This window comes from Parashewanella sp. 2210YD4-3, from assembly GCF_056591735.1.
On sequence record NZ_JBWQOG010000009.1, the window covers coordinates 110908 to 127951 of the forward strand.

The following is a 17044-nucleotide window of genomic DNA, read 5'->3' on the forward strand; positions in this document are numbered from 1 at the left end:
GCACTATGGCTGAAGGTGGACAAAAGACCGAAAAACCTACCGAGAAACGAATACGCGACGCCCGTAAAAAAGGGCAAGTGATCCAAAGTAATGAGATTGTTACAGGTCTGGAAATGGCGGTGATCCTTGCGTACTTCTTATTTATGGGTCACGACTTTCTAAATGCCAATATCAAACTCATCGAACAAGCCATTCATTATATGAATTTGGATTGGAAAACCGCCACAGAACAAATTTTTTTAGGGTTTGTGGAATTACTTCTCAAATACTTTGGTGGGTTAGGGTTAGTGCTTTCAGCCGTCATCATCCTTGGGCACATTGTTCAAACTGGACCTTTGTGGGCATCTGAAGCTTTAGAACCTAAGTTCGATAAGCTCAATATTGTTAATAACGCCAAGCAGTTGTTCTCAATGAAAAGCTTATTCGAATTAGCCAAGAATATTATTAAGGTGTTAGTCCTTAGTGCGGTGTTTTATTACATTTTGCACAAGTATTCGAACTCGTTTCAGTATCTGCCGATTTGTGATGAGCAATGTGGCCTTAAGGTAATGATGACCTTAATTTTATGGCTGTGGGGCTGTTTTGTGGGGTGTTATTTATTGTTTGGGGCGGCGGACTATGCATTCCAACGTCACTCCACTATGGAAGAGCTCAAGATGTCCAAAGAGGAAACCAAACAAGAGCGAAAAGATACCGAAGGTAACCCTGAAATCAAGCAAAAGCGCCGTGAAACTCAGCGTGAAATTGCCTCAGGCAGTTTAGCCTCAAATGTGAAAAAATCCTCGGCAGTAGTACGAAATCCCAAGCATTTAGCGGTATGTTTATTTTATGATGCTGAGGAGTCACCTATCCCAAAAGTGCTTGAGAAAGCACAAGAGCATTTAGCTTTGCATATCGTAGATATTGCAGAAAAGGCACAAGTACCTGTGGTGGAAAACATACCCCTCGCAAGAGCCTTGTATTCAGAAGTAGAAGCTGGAGATTTTATCCCTGAGAGTTTATTTGAACCAGTGGCTGAATTGATGCGGATCGTGATGTCGCTTGATTATGATGATGAAGATGACGACTTCGATGAAGAAGATGAGAACGAGAATGAGGGAGAAATAGAAGATAATAATGATGAGAATGAGGGCGAAATGGGAGAGGGTGATGAAGCCGAACAAGATCCGGCTTCAGATGAAGAGCCTCGAGATTAGCGACTACTATTCGCCCATGCTTCAAAGCCACCATCAAGACTGTAGACGTCTTCAAACCCTTGACCAATCAAAAACTGAGCCGCTTGTATACTACTGATCCCGTGGTAACAAATTACTACCGTAGGTGCATCCAAATCAGCGTTTTGGATGAAGTCGGTTAAGTTGTCATTAGTCAAATGAGTGGCATTAGCAATATGGCCTTGACTGAAACTGTCAGGATCACGAATATCCACCAACTGTATGTTCGGTATAGCTGCCATTGCAATTAAGTTGGCGACATTAATGTGTTTAACTTCTGACATTTTCAAATCCTATTCCCAATTTAAAATCACTTTCCCAGATTGGCCAGAGCGCATGACATCAAAGCCTTGTTGGAAGTCATCGACAGAGTAGTGATGAGTAATGATTGGGGTAATATCCAGTCCAGATTGGATCAAACTTGCCATTTTGTACCAGGTTTCAAACATTTCACGACCATAAATGCCTTTGATCTCTAGCCCTTTAAATATGACTTTACTCCAATCGATGCCCATATTTTCAGGTGGAATACCGAGCATAGCGATTTTGCCGCCGTGATTCATGGTATCTAACATACCTTGGAAGGCCGATGGTACGCCTGACATTTCCAAGCCAACGTCAAAGCCTTCACTCATACCAAGTTCAGCCATAACGGTTGTTAAATCTTCATTGGCCACGTTCACGGCACATGTTGCGCCCATTTTTCGAGCCAGATCTAGGCGGTATTCGTTAACGTCAGTGATCACAACATGACGGGCACCAACATGCTTACATACAGCCGCTGCCATAATGCCAATTGGGCCAGCACCTGTGATCAACACATCTTCACCCACTAAATCAAACGATAAAGCCGTGTGAACAGCATTGCCGAAAGGATCAAAAATAGAGGCCAAGTCATCACTAACATCATCAGGAAGTTTAAACGCATTGAATGCAGGGATAACCAAGTACTCAGCAAAGGCACCCTCACGGTTTACGCCAACACCTGTGGTATTGCGACATAGATGAGTACGACCTGCTCGGCAGTTACGACAATGCCCACAAGTAATGTGCCCTTCACCAGAAACTCTGTCACCCACGTCAAAACCGCGAACGCCTTCGCCCACAGCGACCACTTCACCTACATATTCATGGCCTACTACCATAGGTGTTGGGATAGTCGCTTGTGACCATTCATCCCAGTTGTAGATATGGATGTCGGTACCACAAATGGCGGTTTTACGGATTTTGATCAGTAAGTCGTTATAACCCATTTCTGGTTTATCAACGTCGACCATCCAAATGCCTGGTTCTGGCTTTAATTTACTTAAGGCTTTCATTATTTGATGATACCCATTTCTTTACCAATGCGAATGAAGGCTTCTATGGCTTTATCTAGTTGTTCGCGAGTGTGGGCCGCCGACATTTGTGTACGAATGCGCGCTTGTCCTTTAGGAACAACAGGGAACGAAAAACCAACTACATAGATGTGCTCTTCTAAAAGACGGTTAGCAAAATCACCTGCCAGTTTAGCGTCACCAATCATTACCGGAATAATAGCATGATCAGCTCCTGCCAAGGTAAAGCCAACGGCAGACATCTGCTTACGGAAATAACGAGCATTGTCTTTAAGTTGATTTCGCAAATTAGCACCGTCTTTGAGCATGTCTAATACGCGAATAGAAGCACTGACAATCGCAGGAGCTAATGAATTTGAAAACAAGTAAGGACGAGAGCGTTGACGCAACCACTCAATGACTTCTTTTTTACCCGATGTAAAACCACCGGATGCACCACCTAAAGCTTTGCCAAGTGTGCCTGTGATAATGTCGACGCGATCCATCACTTCACAGTATTCGTGAGTACCACGACCGTCTTCACCTACAAAGCCGACAGCGTGAGAATCATCCACCATAACAAGAGCGCCATACTTGTCGGCTAAATCACACACACCACGTAAGTTAGCAATCACTCCGTCCATAGAGAATACGCCATCAGTCGCAATCAGAATATTACGAGCACCAGCATCTTTAGCGGCTTTGAGTTGCGCTTCCAAATCCGCCATGTCATTGTTGGCATAACGGAAACGTTTGGCTTTACATAGGCGCACACCGTCGATGATGGAAGCGTGGTTTAATGCGTCAGATACAATAGCGTCATTGGCATCCAGTAAGGTTTCAAATAAGCCAGCATTCGCGTCAAAGCATGAAGAGTAAAGAATGGTATCTTCCATACCCAAAAACTCACTTAACGATGATTCGAGCTGCTTGTGAATACCTTGAGTACCACAAATGAAGCGTACTGATGCCATTCCAAACCCATGGTCATCCAGCCCTTTTTGAGCCGCTTTGATCAATTCTGGGTGATTGGCCAATCCTAAGTAATTGTTGGCGCAGAAGTTAATGACTTCTTCACTGTTAACGTTAATGGCGGTCTGTTGTGGTGAGACAATGATGCGCTCACTTTTATAAAGCCCTTCAGCTTTAACGTCAGCCAGCTGCTGGTTAATTTGTTGGTAAAAGGATGATGAAGCCAAAGGACGCTCCTTTAAATCAGAGGTTAAATTATCGGAATTTTGCGGATTGCATTAGCCGATGATATACGAATGGGGCTAAGTGTACCCCTATGCCGTGTATTGTTCAAAAGGATCATGGAGTTGGGATATAAGAAGAGGTGTAAATCTTAACGCACGCCCAACGGTCGTGCGCTTGATTAGTCTTGTAAGGACGTTATTTGTGGCTTTGGCTTAACTCTATATAACGCTGCTCAAGCTGTTCAAAAGCCGGTTTAGCACTAGCAGTGGCATAGTTTTTGGTCAGCATAATCACTCTTGAAATACCGTCATAGAGTTCAAATTTCTGAATATTGGAATTGGATGATTGTGCTAATCGATAGCTGATCCAAGTAGCGGCGATCATCTTTAAGGTATCGGCAAATCGGTCAAGATCACTGTCAGGGATTTCAAGAATACCACTGTTAACTAGCTGACGAATGATACCTTGGCTGGCTTGCATGACTTTAACTTGTATTGCATGGTAACGCTGCTTTAGTGAATCATCTTTTTGCAGAATGTCACTGAGATTGGCATAGAAGAAACGAAATTGCCATAAGCCATAAAACATCGCATCAAAGTAATTAACTAGACGTTCTGGGCTGATATTGCCTTCTTGTGGTGGTTGAAAGTGTTCGTGTAAATGGCCTTCGTATAAACTGAAAATACTTTGAATGATGTCTTGTTTGTTTCGAAAATGGTAATACAGATTACCAGGGCTTATCCCTAAATGAGCCGCAATATGGTTGGTGGTGATCGCTCGCTCGCCGTGCTCATTAAACAGCTCAAGGCTGGCGTGGATGATTTTATCACGAGTTTTCATTTGGCTTCCTAAGGATTGGTTTACTTATATAATTCACGTCAATTTGCTAGGGTATGGTAGCATTAGCGTTAATCTTCAAGCAAAATCTGTAATTGGAACGTTACATGAATCGTTTTTGGTATTCCGCTCTTTTATATTTGTTGTCTCCATTATTAATCAGCTACTTAATAGTGAGAGCGATAAAGAGTAGAGACTACCGAGGTCGCTGGTCGGAGCGGTTCGGATGGCATAAAATTGAACCAACAGAGGTGTTATTTCATACAGCATCTATGGGGGAGACCCAAGCTGCGATACCTCTTATTCGAAATATTATAGAGTCTTATCCTGAACATAGGGTAACTATTACCACAACTAGCCCAACAGGATCGGCGTTAGTTAAAAAAGCGTTTGGAAGTCAGGTTCAACATTGTTATTTACCGATGGACTTTGCTTGTGCTACCAAACGTTTTGTTAAACAGTTGGCGCCTAAGTTGGTGGTGATTTTGGAAACGGAATTATGGCCAAACTTGGTTCATTATTCACAAAAGCAAGGGGCTAAAGTGCTGCTTGCGAATGCGCGATTATCAGCTTCTTCTTTTGCTAAATATCAAAAATATCCCTCCTTAACAGGCCCAATGCTTAAGGCGTTGGATTATGTAGGCGTACAAACTATAGACGAGCAGCAACGCTTCATTCAACTCGGTATCGACGCTTCAAAAACAGAAGTGACAGGCAGTCTTAAGTTTGACCTGCCGATCAGTGATGAAATCTTTGAGGAAGGAAAAAAGTTAAGATCACATTGGCAGCGGGACACGGCTCCAGTTTGGATTGCTAGCAGTATTCATCCGGGAGAATTTGATGCGGTTCTTGACGCTCATCAACAAGTATTGAAGCAACACCCCAATGCTTTATTAATTATGGTGCCTCGCCACCCTGAGCAGTTTGACGTTGCGGCTAAATCTATTGCCACATTTAAGATGACATTGGCAAGGCGAAGTCAACAGCAGCAAGTCAGCAACGACACGCAAGTATTGTTAGGAGACACCATGGGAGAAATGTTGAAGTTTCTTGCTTGTGGTGATCAAGCTTTCATAGGCGGCTCGTTTATTGAACATGGCGGACAAAACCCTTTGGAAGCAGCCGCAATGGGGCTTGCAGTACTCATGGGTGAGTCGCGTTATAACTTTACCGATATTTGCCAGATGCTGGCACAGGTTAATGGCTTAAAAACCGTTAATTCAAGTCGCTCTTTAGCTGAGTCGCTTTTAGAAAATATAAATGACGAAGAAGAGTTGAAAAAACGACAGCAAGCGGCAAAACAATGTGTTGAAGCCAACCGTGGTGCCGTTTTAAAACATCAAGCCATCATTCAAGAAAGACTATAACCCGCTAATAATTGTTGCCAATTATGTTCATTAAAGGCCAGTTCTGGAAGTTTGGCCTTTTCTTTATCAAATGAACGGCGAAGCCTCGCAATATTACTTTGTTGCCAAGAAGACGCGGGTTTACGCATTTCACCTCGATCAAAGTCAATCAAATAAAATTGTTGTTGATCCCACAAGATATTCTTAATGTTGAGATCAGCATGATAAACACCAAGTCGGTGAAAGCGCGCGATTGTTTGTCCCAATAATTGCCAACGGTCATCATCCATGGTGCTTTTTGAAAGCAATCCGTGTAAATCAATGGCATTCTCAATCCGCTCTATCAGAATATCACCACGATACCATAAACCTGTTTGTTCTATTTTAGCCGCCACGGGGCGTGGGACAGGCAGATTGAGTTGGATCATATGTGCAAGTAGCCTTAGTTCAGCCATAGGGCGAGTATATTCCTTACCCATGAACAGATATAAATCCCGGCTGAATTTTGCCATCAATCCGCCACGCCAATAATGACGAAGTACCCATTGTTGGTCTGTATTGCTTTGAATAAACCAAGTGGTATGACGGCCTGTTGAGGTTCCCGTTATCGCGCCTTTCTCCTGCCAGAAATTGGGTTCAAAGTGTTCTGACTTTAATGATTGGCATTGAGGGTTTGCTACAGCAAGAGTGACGCTTTTATGGGTTTTTATCTGCATTTTCAACTTGAACCATGGCTTGTAACGCCATTCTACATTAATATTAATCGCTTGCGTAAATATCACTAGGGCGTGCCCTAATAACAACTTGGTGTTCTTAATGAAGCTGGATCTTTCAACAAAACAATCTTTGTGTGTATTGCGGCTCTCTGCAATTGGTGATGTATGCCATGCTGTAGCAATGGTACAAGCTATCCAGCGTCAATATCCTCATCTTGCTATCACTTGGGTGATAGGTAAGGTCGAATATCAGTTAGTGAAACATGTGCCTAATGTAGAATTTGTTATTTTTGATAAGTCTCAAGGTTGGCGTAGCTATACCAATTTAAAAAGAGCATTAAAAGGACAATGTTTCGATGTATTGCTGCACATGCAGGTGGCGTTAAGAGCCAGTGTGGCATCGATGATGATCAAAGCAAAAGTCAAAGTTGGTTTTGATAAAGCCCGAGCAAAAGAAGGGCAGTGGTTATTTACCAATCATCAGATTGAGCCACAGCATGAACCTCATGTACTGGATGGTTTTATGGGATTTGCTGAGGGCATAGGCGTCAAAGATATTACCCCTAAGTGGAATATTCCTATCCCTGAAGCTGACGAGCTTTGGGCACAACAGCAATGCCAGCGGCCTACGTTTATTATTTGTGCAGCGGCCAGCAAAGCGGAACGTAATTGGTTGCCAGAGCGTTATGCTCAAGTAGCGGATCACATGGCAAACAAAGGTTACCAAGTGATGCTGTGTGGTGGCCCTGCGCAGTTAGAATTAGATTTAGCTCAACAGATCAGTGAGCATTGCCAAGCTCAGCTTGTTGACCATGTAGGCAAAACCAGTTTGTTGAAGTTACTAGCCTTACTTAAGCACGCAAATTTAGTGTTGGCTCCCGATACTGGGCCAGCCCATATGGCGACAACGCAAGGCACACCAGTGATTGGTTTATACGCTCACTCAAACCCGGGACGAACCGGGCCATATAATGATAGAAATAAAGTCGTCAGTGTCTATCAAGACGTTATCGCAGAGCAGCAACAAGGTGCAGTAAAATGGGGCCAGCGTGCGAAAGGTGAAGCCTTGATGGAGCGGATTGGAGTTGATTCTGTGTTGCAAAAGTTAACAGATTTTTAGACCATTATTTGGTAGTAAAAAAGAGATCAACTTAGTTTTATATAAAAATACAAAGTATTGCAATTGATTGCTATGGTTGTTTCAGGGATAAAAGTACTTTTCGGCATTTTTTAATTGTGAATCACCCATATCAATATGAACAGTAACAAAACGTTTTTATTCATTCCCGTCTCCTGTGCCAGTGGTATCGGGGAGTATATGCGTTCATTGGTCATTGCCACTGAAGTTCAAAAAAAGTGGCCCGAAAGTCAAATTCATTTTATTTTGAATCGCAATGCTCCTTACGCAAAAGATTGTCCATTTCCTACCCAACTCATTGATACCACTCCAACTAAGGACATTAGAGGTGTCAACAGTATTATGTCGGAGCTGCTGCCAGACGTGGTGATATTTGATGCATCTGGTCGAAAAGCACATTTTCAGCATGCTAAAAACATCGGTGCGAAGACGGTCTTTTTTAGCCAACATACTAAAAAAAGAAGCAAAGGACTTAAGCTAAATCGATTGAAGTTAATTGATCATCATTTTGTTGTTCAACCCGAATTTATCATGCCTGATTTAAGCTGGTTGCAGAAAATGAAACTGAATTGGTTCAATAAAGAAGCGCCACAGTGCATTGGGCCTGTATTTTCTCAGCCAAATAAAGAGCAAGGTCAACGATTATTAAATGAATACGGATTAATTGAGAAGCAGTACCTTATATTTAGTGCTGGTTCCGGTGGGCATAAGGTAAATGGAGAGTTAGCCGCTGAGCAGTTTTATCAACAAGCTAAAACATTTTCAGAAAAATATGATGTTGATTGTATAGTGATTATGGGCTCGAATTATCCTAAAAAAGTCCCTGTTTCCACTGAAAGACTAACAGTGTTGCCATCAGTAGATAATCCAACCTTTATCAATTTATTGGCTATGGCTAAAGCTACCGTGATCAGTGGTGGTGATGCTTTATTACAAGCCATAGCTTTGAAGGTGCCATCATTATCGGTACCGGTATCGAAAGATCAGCCTGCGCGAATAGATATTTGCTACCAGCATGGTTTTGTGATGAAAGTTGAGAGTAAGTTATCGATGAAAAAAATTGAAAAGCTGTATGCTGATGCAGATTTAAAATATGAGTTATTGCATACAGCAGACGATAGTAATGGTTTGGTGCATGTACTTGAAAGTTTAGAAGCTGTATTTAGGTAAAGATTAAATGTTTGATAATAAACGAATTGCTATTGTAATAAATAGCTTAGCAGGCGGTGGTGCGGAAAAAGTAATGCTTACGCTTGCACAAGAATTTATTAAGCTGGGGCATGAAGCGCACCTTTTTGTACTTCAAAATAACGGCGAGTATCAAGTTCCAATGAATGTTCCATTGCATGTTTGTTTTGAAAAAGGAACCAAAGGGCTAGATAGTGTTTTTAAGGTGAAATTTAATGCAAGAAGCTTAAAGAACACAATTGATGATGTGCAACATGAGATTGGTAAATTTGATTTGTTTCTATCTAACCTAGATACAAGTAACCAACTGATGACCCGAACGGGTTTATCACCACTATACTGCGTCGTCCATAACTCTGTGGAACAAGAATTAATTCGTCAAAAAAAGCTTGGTCCCATCGCTTATTTCAAAATGTGGCGCGCTAAACATTGCTTAAGTGGACAACGATTGATTACTGTCTCAAATGGAATCAAGAAAGAAATTGAACAAGTGGGGCGTATACAACCTAAATCAGTGCAGACCATTTATAACCCTTTTGATGTTAATTACATAAAAGCTCAATCGGAAAAGGTTAATACATCAATTCCAAGTGAAGAATATTTGATACATGTTGGTAGAGTTGCAAAGCAAAAGAGACATGACATTTTATTTGAAGCTCTTAATGAAATGGAAAGCAACATCAAATTGGTACTGCTATGCAATAACCCTAAAAAAGCGTTAAAGCTGGCAAAAAAACATGGAGTAAGTGATCGAATCATTTTGCCAGGCTTTCAAGCAAACCCCTATCAATGGATTAAGAGCGCGAGAGCGCTTGTATTAAGCTCTGACTATGAAGGTTTGCCGACAGTTATCATTGAGGCATTAATATGTGGTACGCCTGTAATTAGCACAGACTGCCCACATGGTCCTTCAGAGATCTTAACGGGTGAGCTGGCTGAAAACCTTGTTTCAGTGCAAGATCCAAAGTCACTGGCAACAAAAATTGATAATTTACTAAAGAAGTCAAAAGTTACCATTGATGCTGAGTTATGTAAGCATATCGAAGCGGAAGAAATAGCAAAACAGTACTTAAACTTAAAATAAATTGATAATAACAGTATGAAATTTAGCCATCTTATTTCTAATTATATGGCTTCACAATATTTTCAATATCGGCCGATTGTTGTGTGCGTTGCTTCATCATTGATAATCGATACTTAGTATTTCGCCAAAATGTACTTTTATTGCCGTGACGTTTGTTTGGGTTCATGGCTACAATTTCACTGTCGAAATCGGCTTCAAATACACAATAAGGCTGTAAACCGATGACTTGTAAATTAAGTTCACTGTGAAATTGTATATCGACATCCACAGGTCTAAAAAAGCGTTTTCGAGCAAGGAGTTTTTCTGCGCCTTGACGACTGATCACATAGCCCGTTGTACAGTTGGGCACTCTTGTATAGTTAATACATGCCACAGTGTCAGACAGAGCGATAGTTTCTGCTGCGGGATTATTACGATTGTCTGATAGTTTGATGATATCCCATCCTTGCAATCGGTCAATCGTGGTCAGAATAGTGGTAAAACCGTCAGATAAATTAATATCATCTTCCAAAACAACGGCATGAAGTTCGTCAGAATCTAGAAGTTGTTGCCATACTTGACGGTGGCTGGCGTAGCAGCCAATTTCTCCCACTGTGAGATCTCGATGATAATAGCGTTTGTTTAGCTTATCATCGTAAATCGCTTCTATTTCATCCTGAGATAATGCTGAGCCAACGACGGCACTGAAGTGAGTTCCCCGTAAAGATAATTGGGATAGTTGTTGCTGCAGATGCTGCCAACGGGATTCATTCTGCGGCATGTTGATGACAAAAATAACAGGTTGCAACATTTCCTCCATCCAATTGTTAAGGTTTAGAGGCAAAGTATAATAAGAGTTAATTTTCGGTGTAGATAGGGATCTCCTTTGGATAACGGCCTTTTATGGTGCGATAAAATGCCAAAATGTGATTCATGTCCAGATTAATATCGCCAGTAGGGTAAATCGGGGGCTCGATACGCAATGTTTTGTGTTGGTAGTCAAACCCTGCACACACAATAGGTACCTTGGCTTGAACTGCAATATGGTAAAACCCCGTTTTCCAGCGATTGACTTTTCCGCGAGTGCCTTCAGGAGCTAAGGCGAGGGCATAGTCTTCATGTGTGGCAAACTGTTCGCAGGCGGATTGCACTAAGTTATTATTTTTAGTGCGGTTGACAGGACTGCCGCCTAAAGCCCTAAATAACCATCCCCATGGTGGAATAAATAATTGGTGTTTACCTAAAAAGTGGATACGACGTTTAACGGCTGAACGGGAGAGTATGCCAATAATAAAATCCCAGTTGCTGGTGTGAGGGGCGCCAATCAAAATAAATTGGCGATCACTCGGTAGTTGTCCGCTAATGTTCCAGCCAAACAGCTTCAGTATCCACATAGAAAAACTTGCCATCATGATCCAATCTCTAAGAGGTCATATAGGCAGTTTTAGCTTATTTTCATCACACTGTCGAGGTTAATGGCGGTGATGGTGCCTTTCTGGCAATCCCCACATACGTTTTAAAAACTGCCTTGGTCCTAAGCGAATTAAGCTGATTGAACACATCAAAGCAACCAATGTTGCTGAAATGACGATTAAAAGTATGGAATCATGATGCTCTGTTGCAGGCTGAATTTTGGCTTTAGGTAAGAGCCAATATCCTGTGGTGATAGCGATAGCGCCAAGCATTAATGGTTTTAAATGGTATTTTAAGTGTGTTGCCGTCATTAAAGGTGGCAGAATTAAAGCGCCCATAACGGCTAAGACATGCCATTGTTGAAACGCTAAGCTTGCAGCCAGTACTGAAGACGCGAGTAATGTAAATCGGCATACCACAAATAAAGGCAGCAGTAGTAGCACTTGAACGGCGGCAGTTGATAAAAGCCCAGTTGGTTGCCCAAGAATATTTACCAGCAGTAAACTGAAAATCACTACAGCAGCATTACTATCAATAATGGTTAAAGAAAAGCCATTACTTTCAGACGAGTCAGAAGAACGATTAACAGAAAGCTTAGACATGACAAGACTAAGCACAAACTGAAATACTGCGTAAACCCAGCCAAGAGTGACTAAAGTGAACAACACTGCTTCAGGAGTAAAGTTTTGTGGTCGTGGATTTCGTATTGTTTCAGGCAGTCGGTGCTCTATATTTTGTCGTAATATACCTAAGGTTAACGTCAATAATATGAGGGGTAAGATTTCGATAACCCAATGCCAAAAAATAGTGAGTTCGTGTTCAACATCGTGTTGATGAAGCTCACCCATTTCAGTGAGCATTAGTATCAGCAGCAACCCGATACCAAGTATGCTTCCAATTCCTGCGTGATATTCAAATTGACCTTGTGGATCATCCGTTTTTTCAACATGAGGTTGATGCAATACAACATGTAAAATTGATCCTGTCACAAAGGCTTGTAGGTAGACGGTGTTATCAAGAGAGATATGAGTAAGGAACTGTTCTCCAAGAAGGTAACCTATTGTGGTTAGTAGCATCATCAAGCCCAATACCAGAGCGGCCCAACGGTTACCGACTTGTGGTTTTAATAGCCACCACATGGCAATTCCTACAGGCAGGCGGTGTAAGATGATCCCTAACGCAAGTAAAGTAGAGTTTTCAGGCTGCTGAGCCAACACCAAAGCGCCACCATCGGTTAGGGTGTGCAATAATAAGCCGCCAACTCCAAGCGTTAATGTCAGGTTATGGGTTAATTCCGAATGGCGGTGAAAAATCCGCTCGCTCATGGTTGGGCCCCACATGCCAATGGCGACAAACAATAACGCTAGCCAGCTGCCATGTTCAAGTAATTGAGGCAAAATGTGGATCAGAACTAAGCCACCAAGAGAGACAAAAATAAAACCATCAAGACCTTTTTGTAATGCAGAGCCAGATGAGAGCACTCGATAGCAAACTGGGCCTGCAAGTAAAGCAATAAGACTGGCAACGAGATAGAGCATGAAAAAACCTAGTTAAATATAGAGTCTTTGGACTCTATGACGATAATGTGTTGAAACTTTTGCTGTATCCCTAAATGTAAATGGCAGCCCAGCTGTATAATTGTATCTGGCATTAAAGAGTTATACCAAAGCAATTATAATATTAATCTCAAATGCTTACTATTCCCATTTATGATTTTGCGACTTTTATCTGAATGTTAAGTTAAAGGCGAATTAATGTATTCATAAGGTAAAGTTTATGGCTTTCTACTCACTATTTCTAAAAAAGCAGATAGAATTACTATCATTCCTATTAATCCCGAGTAAATAAGACGTTTTCATGGATATTCTTTCTGCGACTGTAATGCTATTTTTAATCATGGATCCCCTAGGGAACTTGCCAATTTTTGCTTCGATATTGCGTCATATCGATCCTAAAAAACGCCGTCGAGTATTGATCCGTGAATTGCTTATTTCACTTGGGATCATGTTGATTTTCTTATATGCAGGTGAAGCCATGCTGGGCTTCTTAGGCTTGCGCACCGAGTCGGTAAGTATTGCTGGTGGTATTATCTTATTCTTAATTGCCATTAGAATGATTTTTCCTCAACCCGGTGGAGTAGTGGGCTTAGCCGCAGGTGAAGAGCCTTTTATCGTCCCCTTAGCCATTCCGTTAATGGCAGGGCCTTCAATCTTAGCGACCTTAATTTTATTGGCGCATACCGATAGCTCTCGAATGACGGATTGGACAATTGCCTTAATTATCTCTTGGGGGTTAAGTGCGATAATATTGCTGTTCAATGGCCTGTTTACAAAAGTTTTGGGTGAAAAAGGCCTATCTGCTGTTGAGCGACTGATGGGAATGGTTCTGGTGATGATTTCGGTACAAATGTTCCTTGATGGTATTGCAAAATATTTAGGGACTGCAGCTTAAGCTGATTGATTTTTAATCTCCACCATGAATACAATGATGAATATTGTATGCAATTCATGGTGGGAAAATGGCTTTTATCGCAAGGATGCTGCTGATCATAAGTGCAGCAAGTAACATAGTGCATGCTGCACATTTGTCTGAGTTTCGAGATATACTGCCCTATCGAGGCGATATCACAACGATGGAGTCACGCGATAGTAACCGCAACCTTTCTATTCCTGCCGTATATATTGATCAAGGTGCTTGGCATGGCTTTCATCTACCTGAACCTCAAGATTATGGTAGCTTTCCAGGGCCGATGGTCATTGCTCAGGAATACAGTGTTTATCTAAGTAATAACTTGCAAAAGTTGATTATAGAAGATGCTCAATCAGGTAAAAAATTAGACTTCCAAACGGCAAAAGAAATTGAAGTTTATAGTCAGCCTGATGGTTTATACCAGCGCTATCAATGGGATGATTTACACCTAACGTTAAGTCTACATTTTATAGATTCACGCACGGCGAGTATCCGCACTCAACTTCATAATGTGACCGATACAGCTCAGTCTTGGCGTTTATATTGGCAAGGAAAGCCATTCTCTCGTCATTCTAAAATTAAAGACCATCAGTTCATTAAGGAAAGAACGGTCGATAATCAACAAGTGGAATGGCAACTGAATAACAGTAATCGAACGTGGCAATTATTACTTGATGATGCTCGTTATCGCGTGGCTTTTCCGCCTCATGTCAAAGTAGATGCCGTCGACGATTTAGGTTATCAAGCAGCTACCACCATTACTCTTGCCCCTAAGACACAACAAGCCTTGCTGAATGTTCAACAATACTTTCATCACAGTGATGAAACTGAGCGTTTCCCAGTGGTTGAATGGTCAAAGCTAAGCGAGAGAATAGAGATACATCGCTTGAATTGGCAAAACAAACTCAAGGACATTCCCAGTACATCGATGGGAAAGATGGCCGCAAAGGCGATGCTGACTCTCACCCATAACTGGCGCAGTAAAGCGGGAGCTATTATCCACGATAGTGTTACGCCATCGGTGAGTTTTACGTGGTTTAATGGGGTATGGGCATGGGACAGTTGGAAGCAAGCGGTGGCCTTGGCTCGATTTGATCCCGTTTTAGCTAAATCAAATATTCGTGCCATGTTTGCTTATCAATTTCAAAAGGACGATGCTGTTAGACCCCAAGATCATGGCAATTTACCTGATGCGATTTTTTATAACAAGAGCCCTGAAAGAGGTGGCCATGGTGGTAATTGGAATGAACGTAATGGTAAACCGCCACTAGCCACTTGGGCGGTATGGCAAGTGTATTTACAAGATGGTGATAAAGCATTTCTTAAAGAGATGTACCCCCAACTTGTTGCCTACCATCAGTGGTGGTATCGAAACCGAGATCATAATCGCAATGGGTTAGTGGAATATGGTGCCAACTTGCACCCATTGCATCAAGAACACCAAAAACCTAAGCGTAAAGCCATTATTGAAGCCGCAGCATGGGAATCGGGCATGGATAATGCCCCTCGTTTTGATGACAGCGAAGATCTTAATATTTGGGTAAATAAAGACAAAAAAGGGAGTCCAATTGGCTATTCTCTATCACAAGAATCAGTAGATTTGAATGCTTACTTATACGCTGAAAAACGTTTACTGGCTGAGATAAGTCAAAAATTGGGTTTAGGAAGTACCAGTAAACAGTGGCAGAAACAAGCGAGCAAGCTTGGCCTGCAAATTCGAACTCAGTTTTGGGATGCTGACACTCAATTTTTCTATGATCGTCGATATCATAACAACACATCATATTTACTGATTAAGCAAGGCAAAGGGGTTGAGGGTTGGCTGCCGTTGTGGGCAAAGGTAGCCAGTACTGAGCAGGCTAAGCAATTGATCAAAGCGAATCTGACACCGACACGATTTGGCACTAAGATCCCATTTCCAACCGTCAGTGCCGATAGCCCTCATTTTGCTCCAAGTCGATATTGGCGAGGCCCTGTTTGGCTTGATCAAAGTTATTTTGCGTTAGTTGGTTTAAATAACTATGGCTATCATCAACAAGTACAGCAATTGGCAAAGCAACTGGTTAAACATGGGCAAGGCATTGTAGGTCACGGGGTGATTCGAGAAAATTACCACCCGCTTACAGGGGAGGGATTACATGCCAATAACTTTAGTTGGTCTGCTTCTGTGATTCTGTTGATGTATCACCAGTGGTTAGAGGCCGTTCCCAATTAAAGATTTTTTGATTTGTTACATCCTAAAATTTGAAAAATCAAGGCACGAAGAATGAAGTTTAGTGAACTAAACGAAAGATGAGTAACGAAGAGTTTGCAAATTTTAGGTGTAACCCGAAGGGCTGCGTTTCTTTTTTGTTTAAACTGCGTTGTCAAATGTTCGTGTAGATTACTACACTTCACATTTTCCGCCTTGTTTAACCTAAAAAATTAACAGCAGCAAATCAAAAATCTAATTGGGAACGGCCTCTTGCATCTCAATCTGAGCCACCGCATGTGGTAGAAAAAATTCACTAACCGTCATTTGATGATGTTTATAAGTAAAAAATCGACGTCGCCCCCAAACATGCTGGCAAGGTTGACCTAGCGACTGAGCCAATTGGCTAATAGCTCCGTTTGGCAGTGATTCAGCCACTTGGATATCACCGGGAATAAATTGGTGATGACTGTATAGCAACTGCCCTAAAGGTTGTGTCCCCAGTCCTATAAAATCTACTTGAGTCTGCTCAAGCAGCGGAGCAGGAATTAAAGTGCGGGCAAACACCCACGGGATCTCATCTAAGCACAGCAATACTTCACGAATCCATACTTTTGATTGCTTGGGCATTTCTTCTGCAAAAGGCAGAAGTAGAGCTTCACCTAGTACTTTTACTTCAAAATTTTGGCAGCAGGCCTTAAGTTTTTCAGTTAAACTGCCGTTAGCAAGTAACCAAGATGTTAAATTGGTCGTACATTTAGGTAACCTTGGTTGCTCCGACCAAGAAATTGGTTCACCGAAAGGAAAGCTGTGTGTTGGTGACATTAATAGCTTTTTATTTTGTTGATAACAGAAATCTCAGTGTACCATAGACCAATAAAGCACAAACAATAGATAACAAACAATCTGGTTGGTTTAGTCGTACGAACTAACAGTAAGCAAATTGTTTTAGGGTA

The 17044-nt window shown here is 41.7% G+C and carries 16 protein-coding genes; 7 read left to right on the forward strand and 9 right to left on the reverse strand.

Translation table 11 applies throughout. The features are described 5' to 3' along the window. Positions 1-5 precede the first annotated feature (5 nt). A complete protein-coding gene (locus AC1EU0_RS14045) occupies positions 6-1196 on the forward strand; it encodes an EscU/YscU/HrcU family type III secretion system export apparatus switch protein (protein ID WP_480303095.1) in 1191 nt (396 codons plus the stop codon). Here the strand turns inward: AC1EU0_RS14045 and glpE are convergent. The 4 genes from glpE to AC1EU0_RS14065 all read right to left on the reverse strand — a co-directional run bounded on the left by glpE (position 1193) and on the right by AC1EU0_RS14065 (position 4567). Then, positions 1193-1498: a thiosulfate sulfurtransferase GlpE gene (glpE, locus tag AC1EU0_RS14050; protein WP_480303096.1), complete on the reverse strand. Its 306-nt coding sequence runs from the start codon at positions 1496-1498 to the stop codon at positions 1193-1195. The genes AC1EU0_RS14045 and glpE overlap by 4 nt on opposite strands. A gap of 9 nt (positions 1499-1507) precedes the next feature. Next, positions 1508-2533, reverse strand: a complete 1026-nt coding sequence (gene tdh / locus AC1EU0_RS14055; RefSeq protein ID WP_480303097.1) for an L-threonine 3-dehydrogenase — start codon at positions 2531-2533, stop codon at positions 1508-1510. Beyond that, positions 2533-3729, reverse strand: a complete 1197-nt coding sequence (locus AC1EU0_RS14060; RefSeq protein WP_480303098.1) for a glycine C-acetyltransferase — start codon at positions 3727-3729, stop codon at positions 2533-2535. The genes tdh and AC1EU0_RS14060 overlap by 1 nt, the downstream gene beginning before the upstream one ends. Positions 3730-3922: 193 nt before the next feature. Continuing rightward, a complete protein-coding gene (locus AC1EU0_RS14065; protein ID WP_480303099.1) occupies positions 3923-4567 on the reverse strand; it encodes a TetR/AcrR family transcriptional regulator in 645 nt (214 codons plus the stop codon). A 104-nt stretch (positions 4568-4671) separates the two neighbouring features. Here AC1EU0_RS14065 and waaA point away from each other — a divergent pair, with 104 nt between their 5' ends. Beyond that, positions 4672-5931, forward strand: a complete 1260-nt coding sequence (waaA, locus tag AC1EU0_RS14070; RefSeq protein WP_480303100.1) for a lipid IV(A) 3-deoxy-D-manno-octulosonic acid transferase — start codon at positions 4672-4674, stop codon at positions 5929-5931. Here the strand turns inward: waaA and AC1EU0_RS14075 are convergent. Further along, positions 5916-6692 (reverse strand): 3-deoxy-D-manno-octulosonic acid kinase, encoded by a 777-nt coding sequence (locus AC1EU0_RS14075; protein WP_480303101.1) that lies wholly within the window; start codon positions 6690-6692, stop codon positions 5916-5918. The two genes, waaA and AC1EU0_RS14075, sit on opposite strands and share 16 nt — an antisense overlap. Positions 6693-6726: 34 nt before the next feature. Between AC1EU0_RS14075 and AC1EU0_RS14080 the strand changes: the two genes are divergently transcribed. The 3 genes from AC1EU0_RS14080 (at position 6727) to AC1EU0_RS14090 (ending at position 10036) form a co-directional block, all read left to right on the forward strand. Beyond that, complete coding sequence (locus tag AC1EU0_RS14080) at positions 6727-7746, forward strand: glycosyltransferase family 9 protein (RefSeq protein WP_480303102.1); 1020 nt, start codon at positions 6727-6729, stop codon at positions 7744-7746. Between the two features lie 198 nt (positions 7747-7944). After that, positions 7945-8934, forward strand: coding sequence for a hypothetical protein (locus AC1EU0_RS14085; RefSeq protein WP_480303103.1), 990 nt, complete (start codon positions 7945-7947; stop codon positions 8932-8934). 7 nt (positions 8935-8941) lie between these two features. Beyond that, positions 8942-10036 (forward strand): glycosyltransferase, encoded by a 1095-nt coding sequence (locus AC1EU0_RS14090; RefSeq protein WP_480303104.1) that lies wholly within the window; start codon positions 8942-8944, stop codon positions 10034-10036. A gap of 37 nt (positions 10037-10073) precedes the next feature. Here the strand turns inward: AC1EU0_RS14090 and AC1EU0_RS14095 are convergent, their stop codons facing one another. The 3 genes from AC1EU0_RS14095 to AC1EU0_RS14105 are packed head-to-tail and all read right to left on the reverse strand — an operon-like array spanning position 10074 to position 12966. Beyond that, complete coding sequence (locus tag AC1EU0_RS14095; RefSeq protein ID WP_480303105.1) at positions 10074-10826, reverse strand: glycosyltransferase family 25 protein; 753 nt, start codon at positions 10824-10826, stop codon at positions 10074-10076. 46 nt (positions 10827-10872) lie between these two features. Further along, complete coding sequence (locus tag AC1EU0_RS14100; RefSeq protein WP_480303106.1) at positions 10873-11427, reverse strand: lysophospholipid acyltransferase family protein; 555 nt, start codon at positions 11425-11427, stop codon at positions 10873-10875. Between the two features lie 60 nt (positions 11428-11487). Beyond that, on the reverse strand, positions 11488-12966 hold the full coding sequence (locus tag AC1EU0_RS14105; RefSeq protein ID WP_480303107.1) for a ZIP family metal transporter: 1479 nt from the start codon (positions 12964-12966) through the stop codon (positions 11488-11490). Positions 12967-13285: 319 nt separating this feature from the next. Between AC1EU0_RS14105 and AC1EU0_RS14110 the strand changes: the two genes are divergently transcribed. Both AC1EU0_RS14110 and AC1EU0_RS14115 read left to right on the forward strand, forming a co-directional pair. Beyond that, a complete protein-coding gene (locus AC1EU0_RS14110) occupies positions 13286-13879 on the forward strand; it encodes a YhgN family NAAT transporter (RefSeq protein WP_480303108.1) in 594 nt (197 codons plus the stop codon). A gap of 67 nt (positions 13880-13946) precedes the next feature. Continuing rightward, positions 13947-16112, forward strand: coding sequence for an MGH1-like glycoside hydrolase domain-containing protein (locus AC1EU0_RS14115; protein ID WP_480303109.1), 2166 nt, complete (start codon positions 13947-13949; stop codon positions 16110-16112). A gap of 231 nt (positions 16113-16343) precedes the next feature. Here AC1EU0_RS14115 and AC1EU0_RS14120 read toward each other — a convergent pair whose 3' ends face one another. After that, complete coding sequence (locus AC1EU0_RS14120) at positions 16344-16913, reverse strand: chorismate--pyruvate lyase family protein (protein WP_480303110.1); 570 nt, start codon at positions 16911-16913, stop codon at positions 16344-16346. Positions 16914-17044: the final 131 nt, after the last annotated feature.

Coding starts and splice junctions, on each gene's coding strand:
- AC1EU0_RS14045 (WP_480303095.1), top strand. CDS start 6: ATGGCTGAAGGTGGACAAAAGACCGAAAAACCTACCGAGAAACGAATA.
- glpE (WP_480303096.1), bottom strand. CDS start 1,498: ATGTCAGAAGTTAAACACATTAATGTCGCCAACTTAATTGCAATGGCA.
- tdh (WP_480303097.1), bottom strand. CDS start 2,533: ATGAAAGCCTTAAGTAAATTAAAGCCAGAACCAGGCATTTGGATGGTC.
- AC1EU0_RS14065 (WP_480303099.1), bottom strand. CDS start 4,567: ATGAAAACTCGTGATAAAATCATCCACGCCAGCCTTGAGCTGTTTAAT.
- waaA (WP_480303100.1), top strand. CDS start 4,672: ATGAATCGTTTTTGGTATTCCGCTCTTTTATATTTGTTGTCTCCATTA.
- AC1EU0_RS14080 (WP_480303102.1), top strand. CDS start 6,727: ATGAAGCTGGATCTTTCAACAAAACAATCTTTGTGTGTATTGCGGCTC.
- AC1EU0_RS14085 (WP_480303103.1), top strand. CDS start 7,945: ATGCGTTCATTGGTCATTGCCACTGAAGTTCAAAAAAAGTGGCCCGAA.
- AC1EU0_RS14090 (WP_480303104.1), top strand. CDS start 8,942: ATGTTTGATAATAAACGAATTGCTATTGTAATAAATAGCTTAGCAGGC.
- AC1EU0_RS14095 (WP_480303105.1), bottom strand. CDS start 10,826: ATGTTGCAACCTGTTATTTTTGTCATCAACATGCCGCAGAATGAATCC.
- AC1EU0_RS14100 (WP_480303106.1), bottom strand. CDS start 11,427: ATGATGGCAAGTTTTTCTATGTGGATACTGAAGCTGTTTGGCTGGAAC.
- AC1EU0_RS14105 (WP_480303107.1), bottom strand. CDS start 12,966: ATGCTCTATCTCGTTGCCAGTCTTATTGCTTTACTTGCAGGCCCAGTT.
- AC1EU0_RS14110 (WP_480303108.1), top strand. CDS start 13,286: ATGGATATTCTTTCTGCGACTGTAATGCTATTTTTAATCATGGATCCC.
- AC1EU0_RS14115 (WP_480303109.1), top strand. CDS start 13,947: ATGGCTTTTATCGCAAGGATGCTGCTGATCATAAGTGCAGCAAGTAAC.
- AC1EU0_RS14120 (WP_480303110.1), bottom strand. CDS start 16,913: ATGTCACCAACACACAGCTTTCCTTTCGGTGAACCAATTTCTTGGTCG.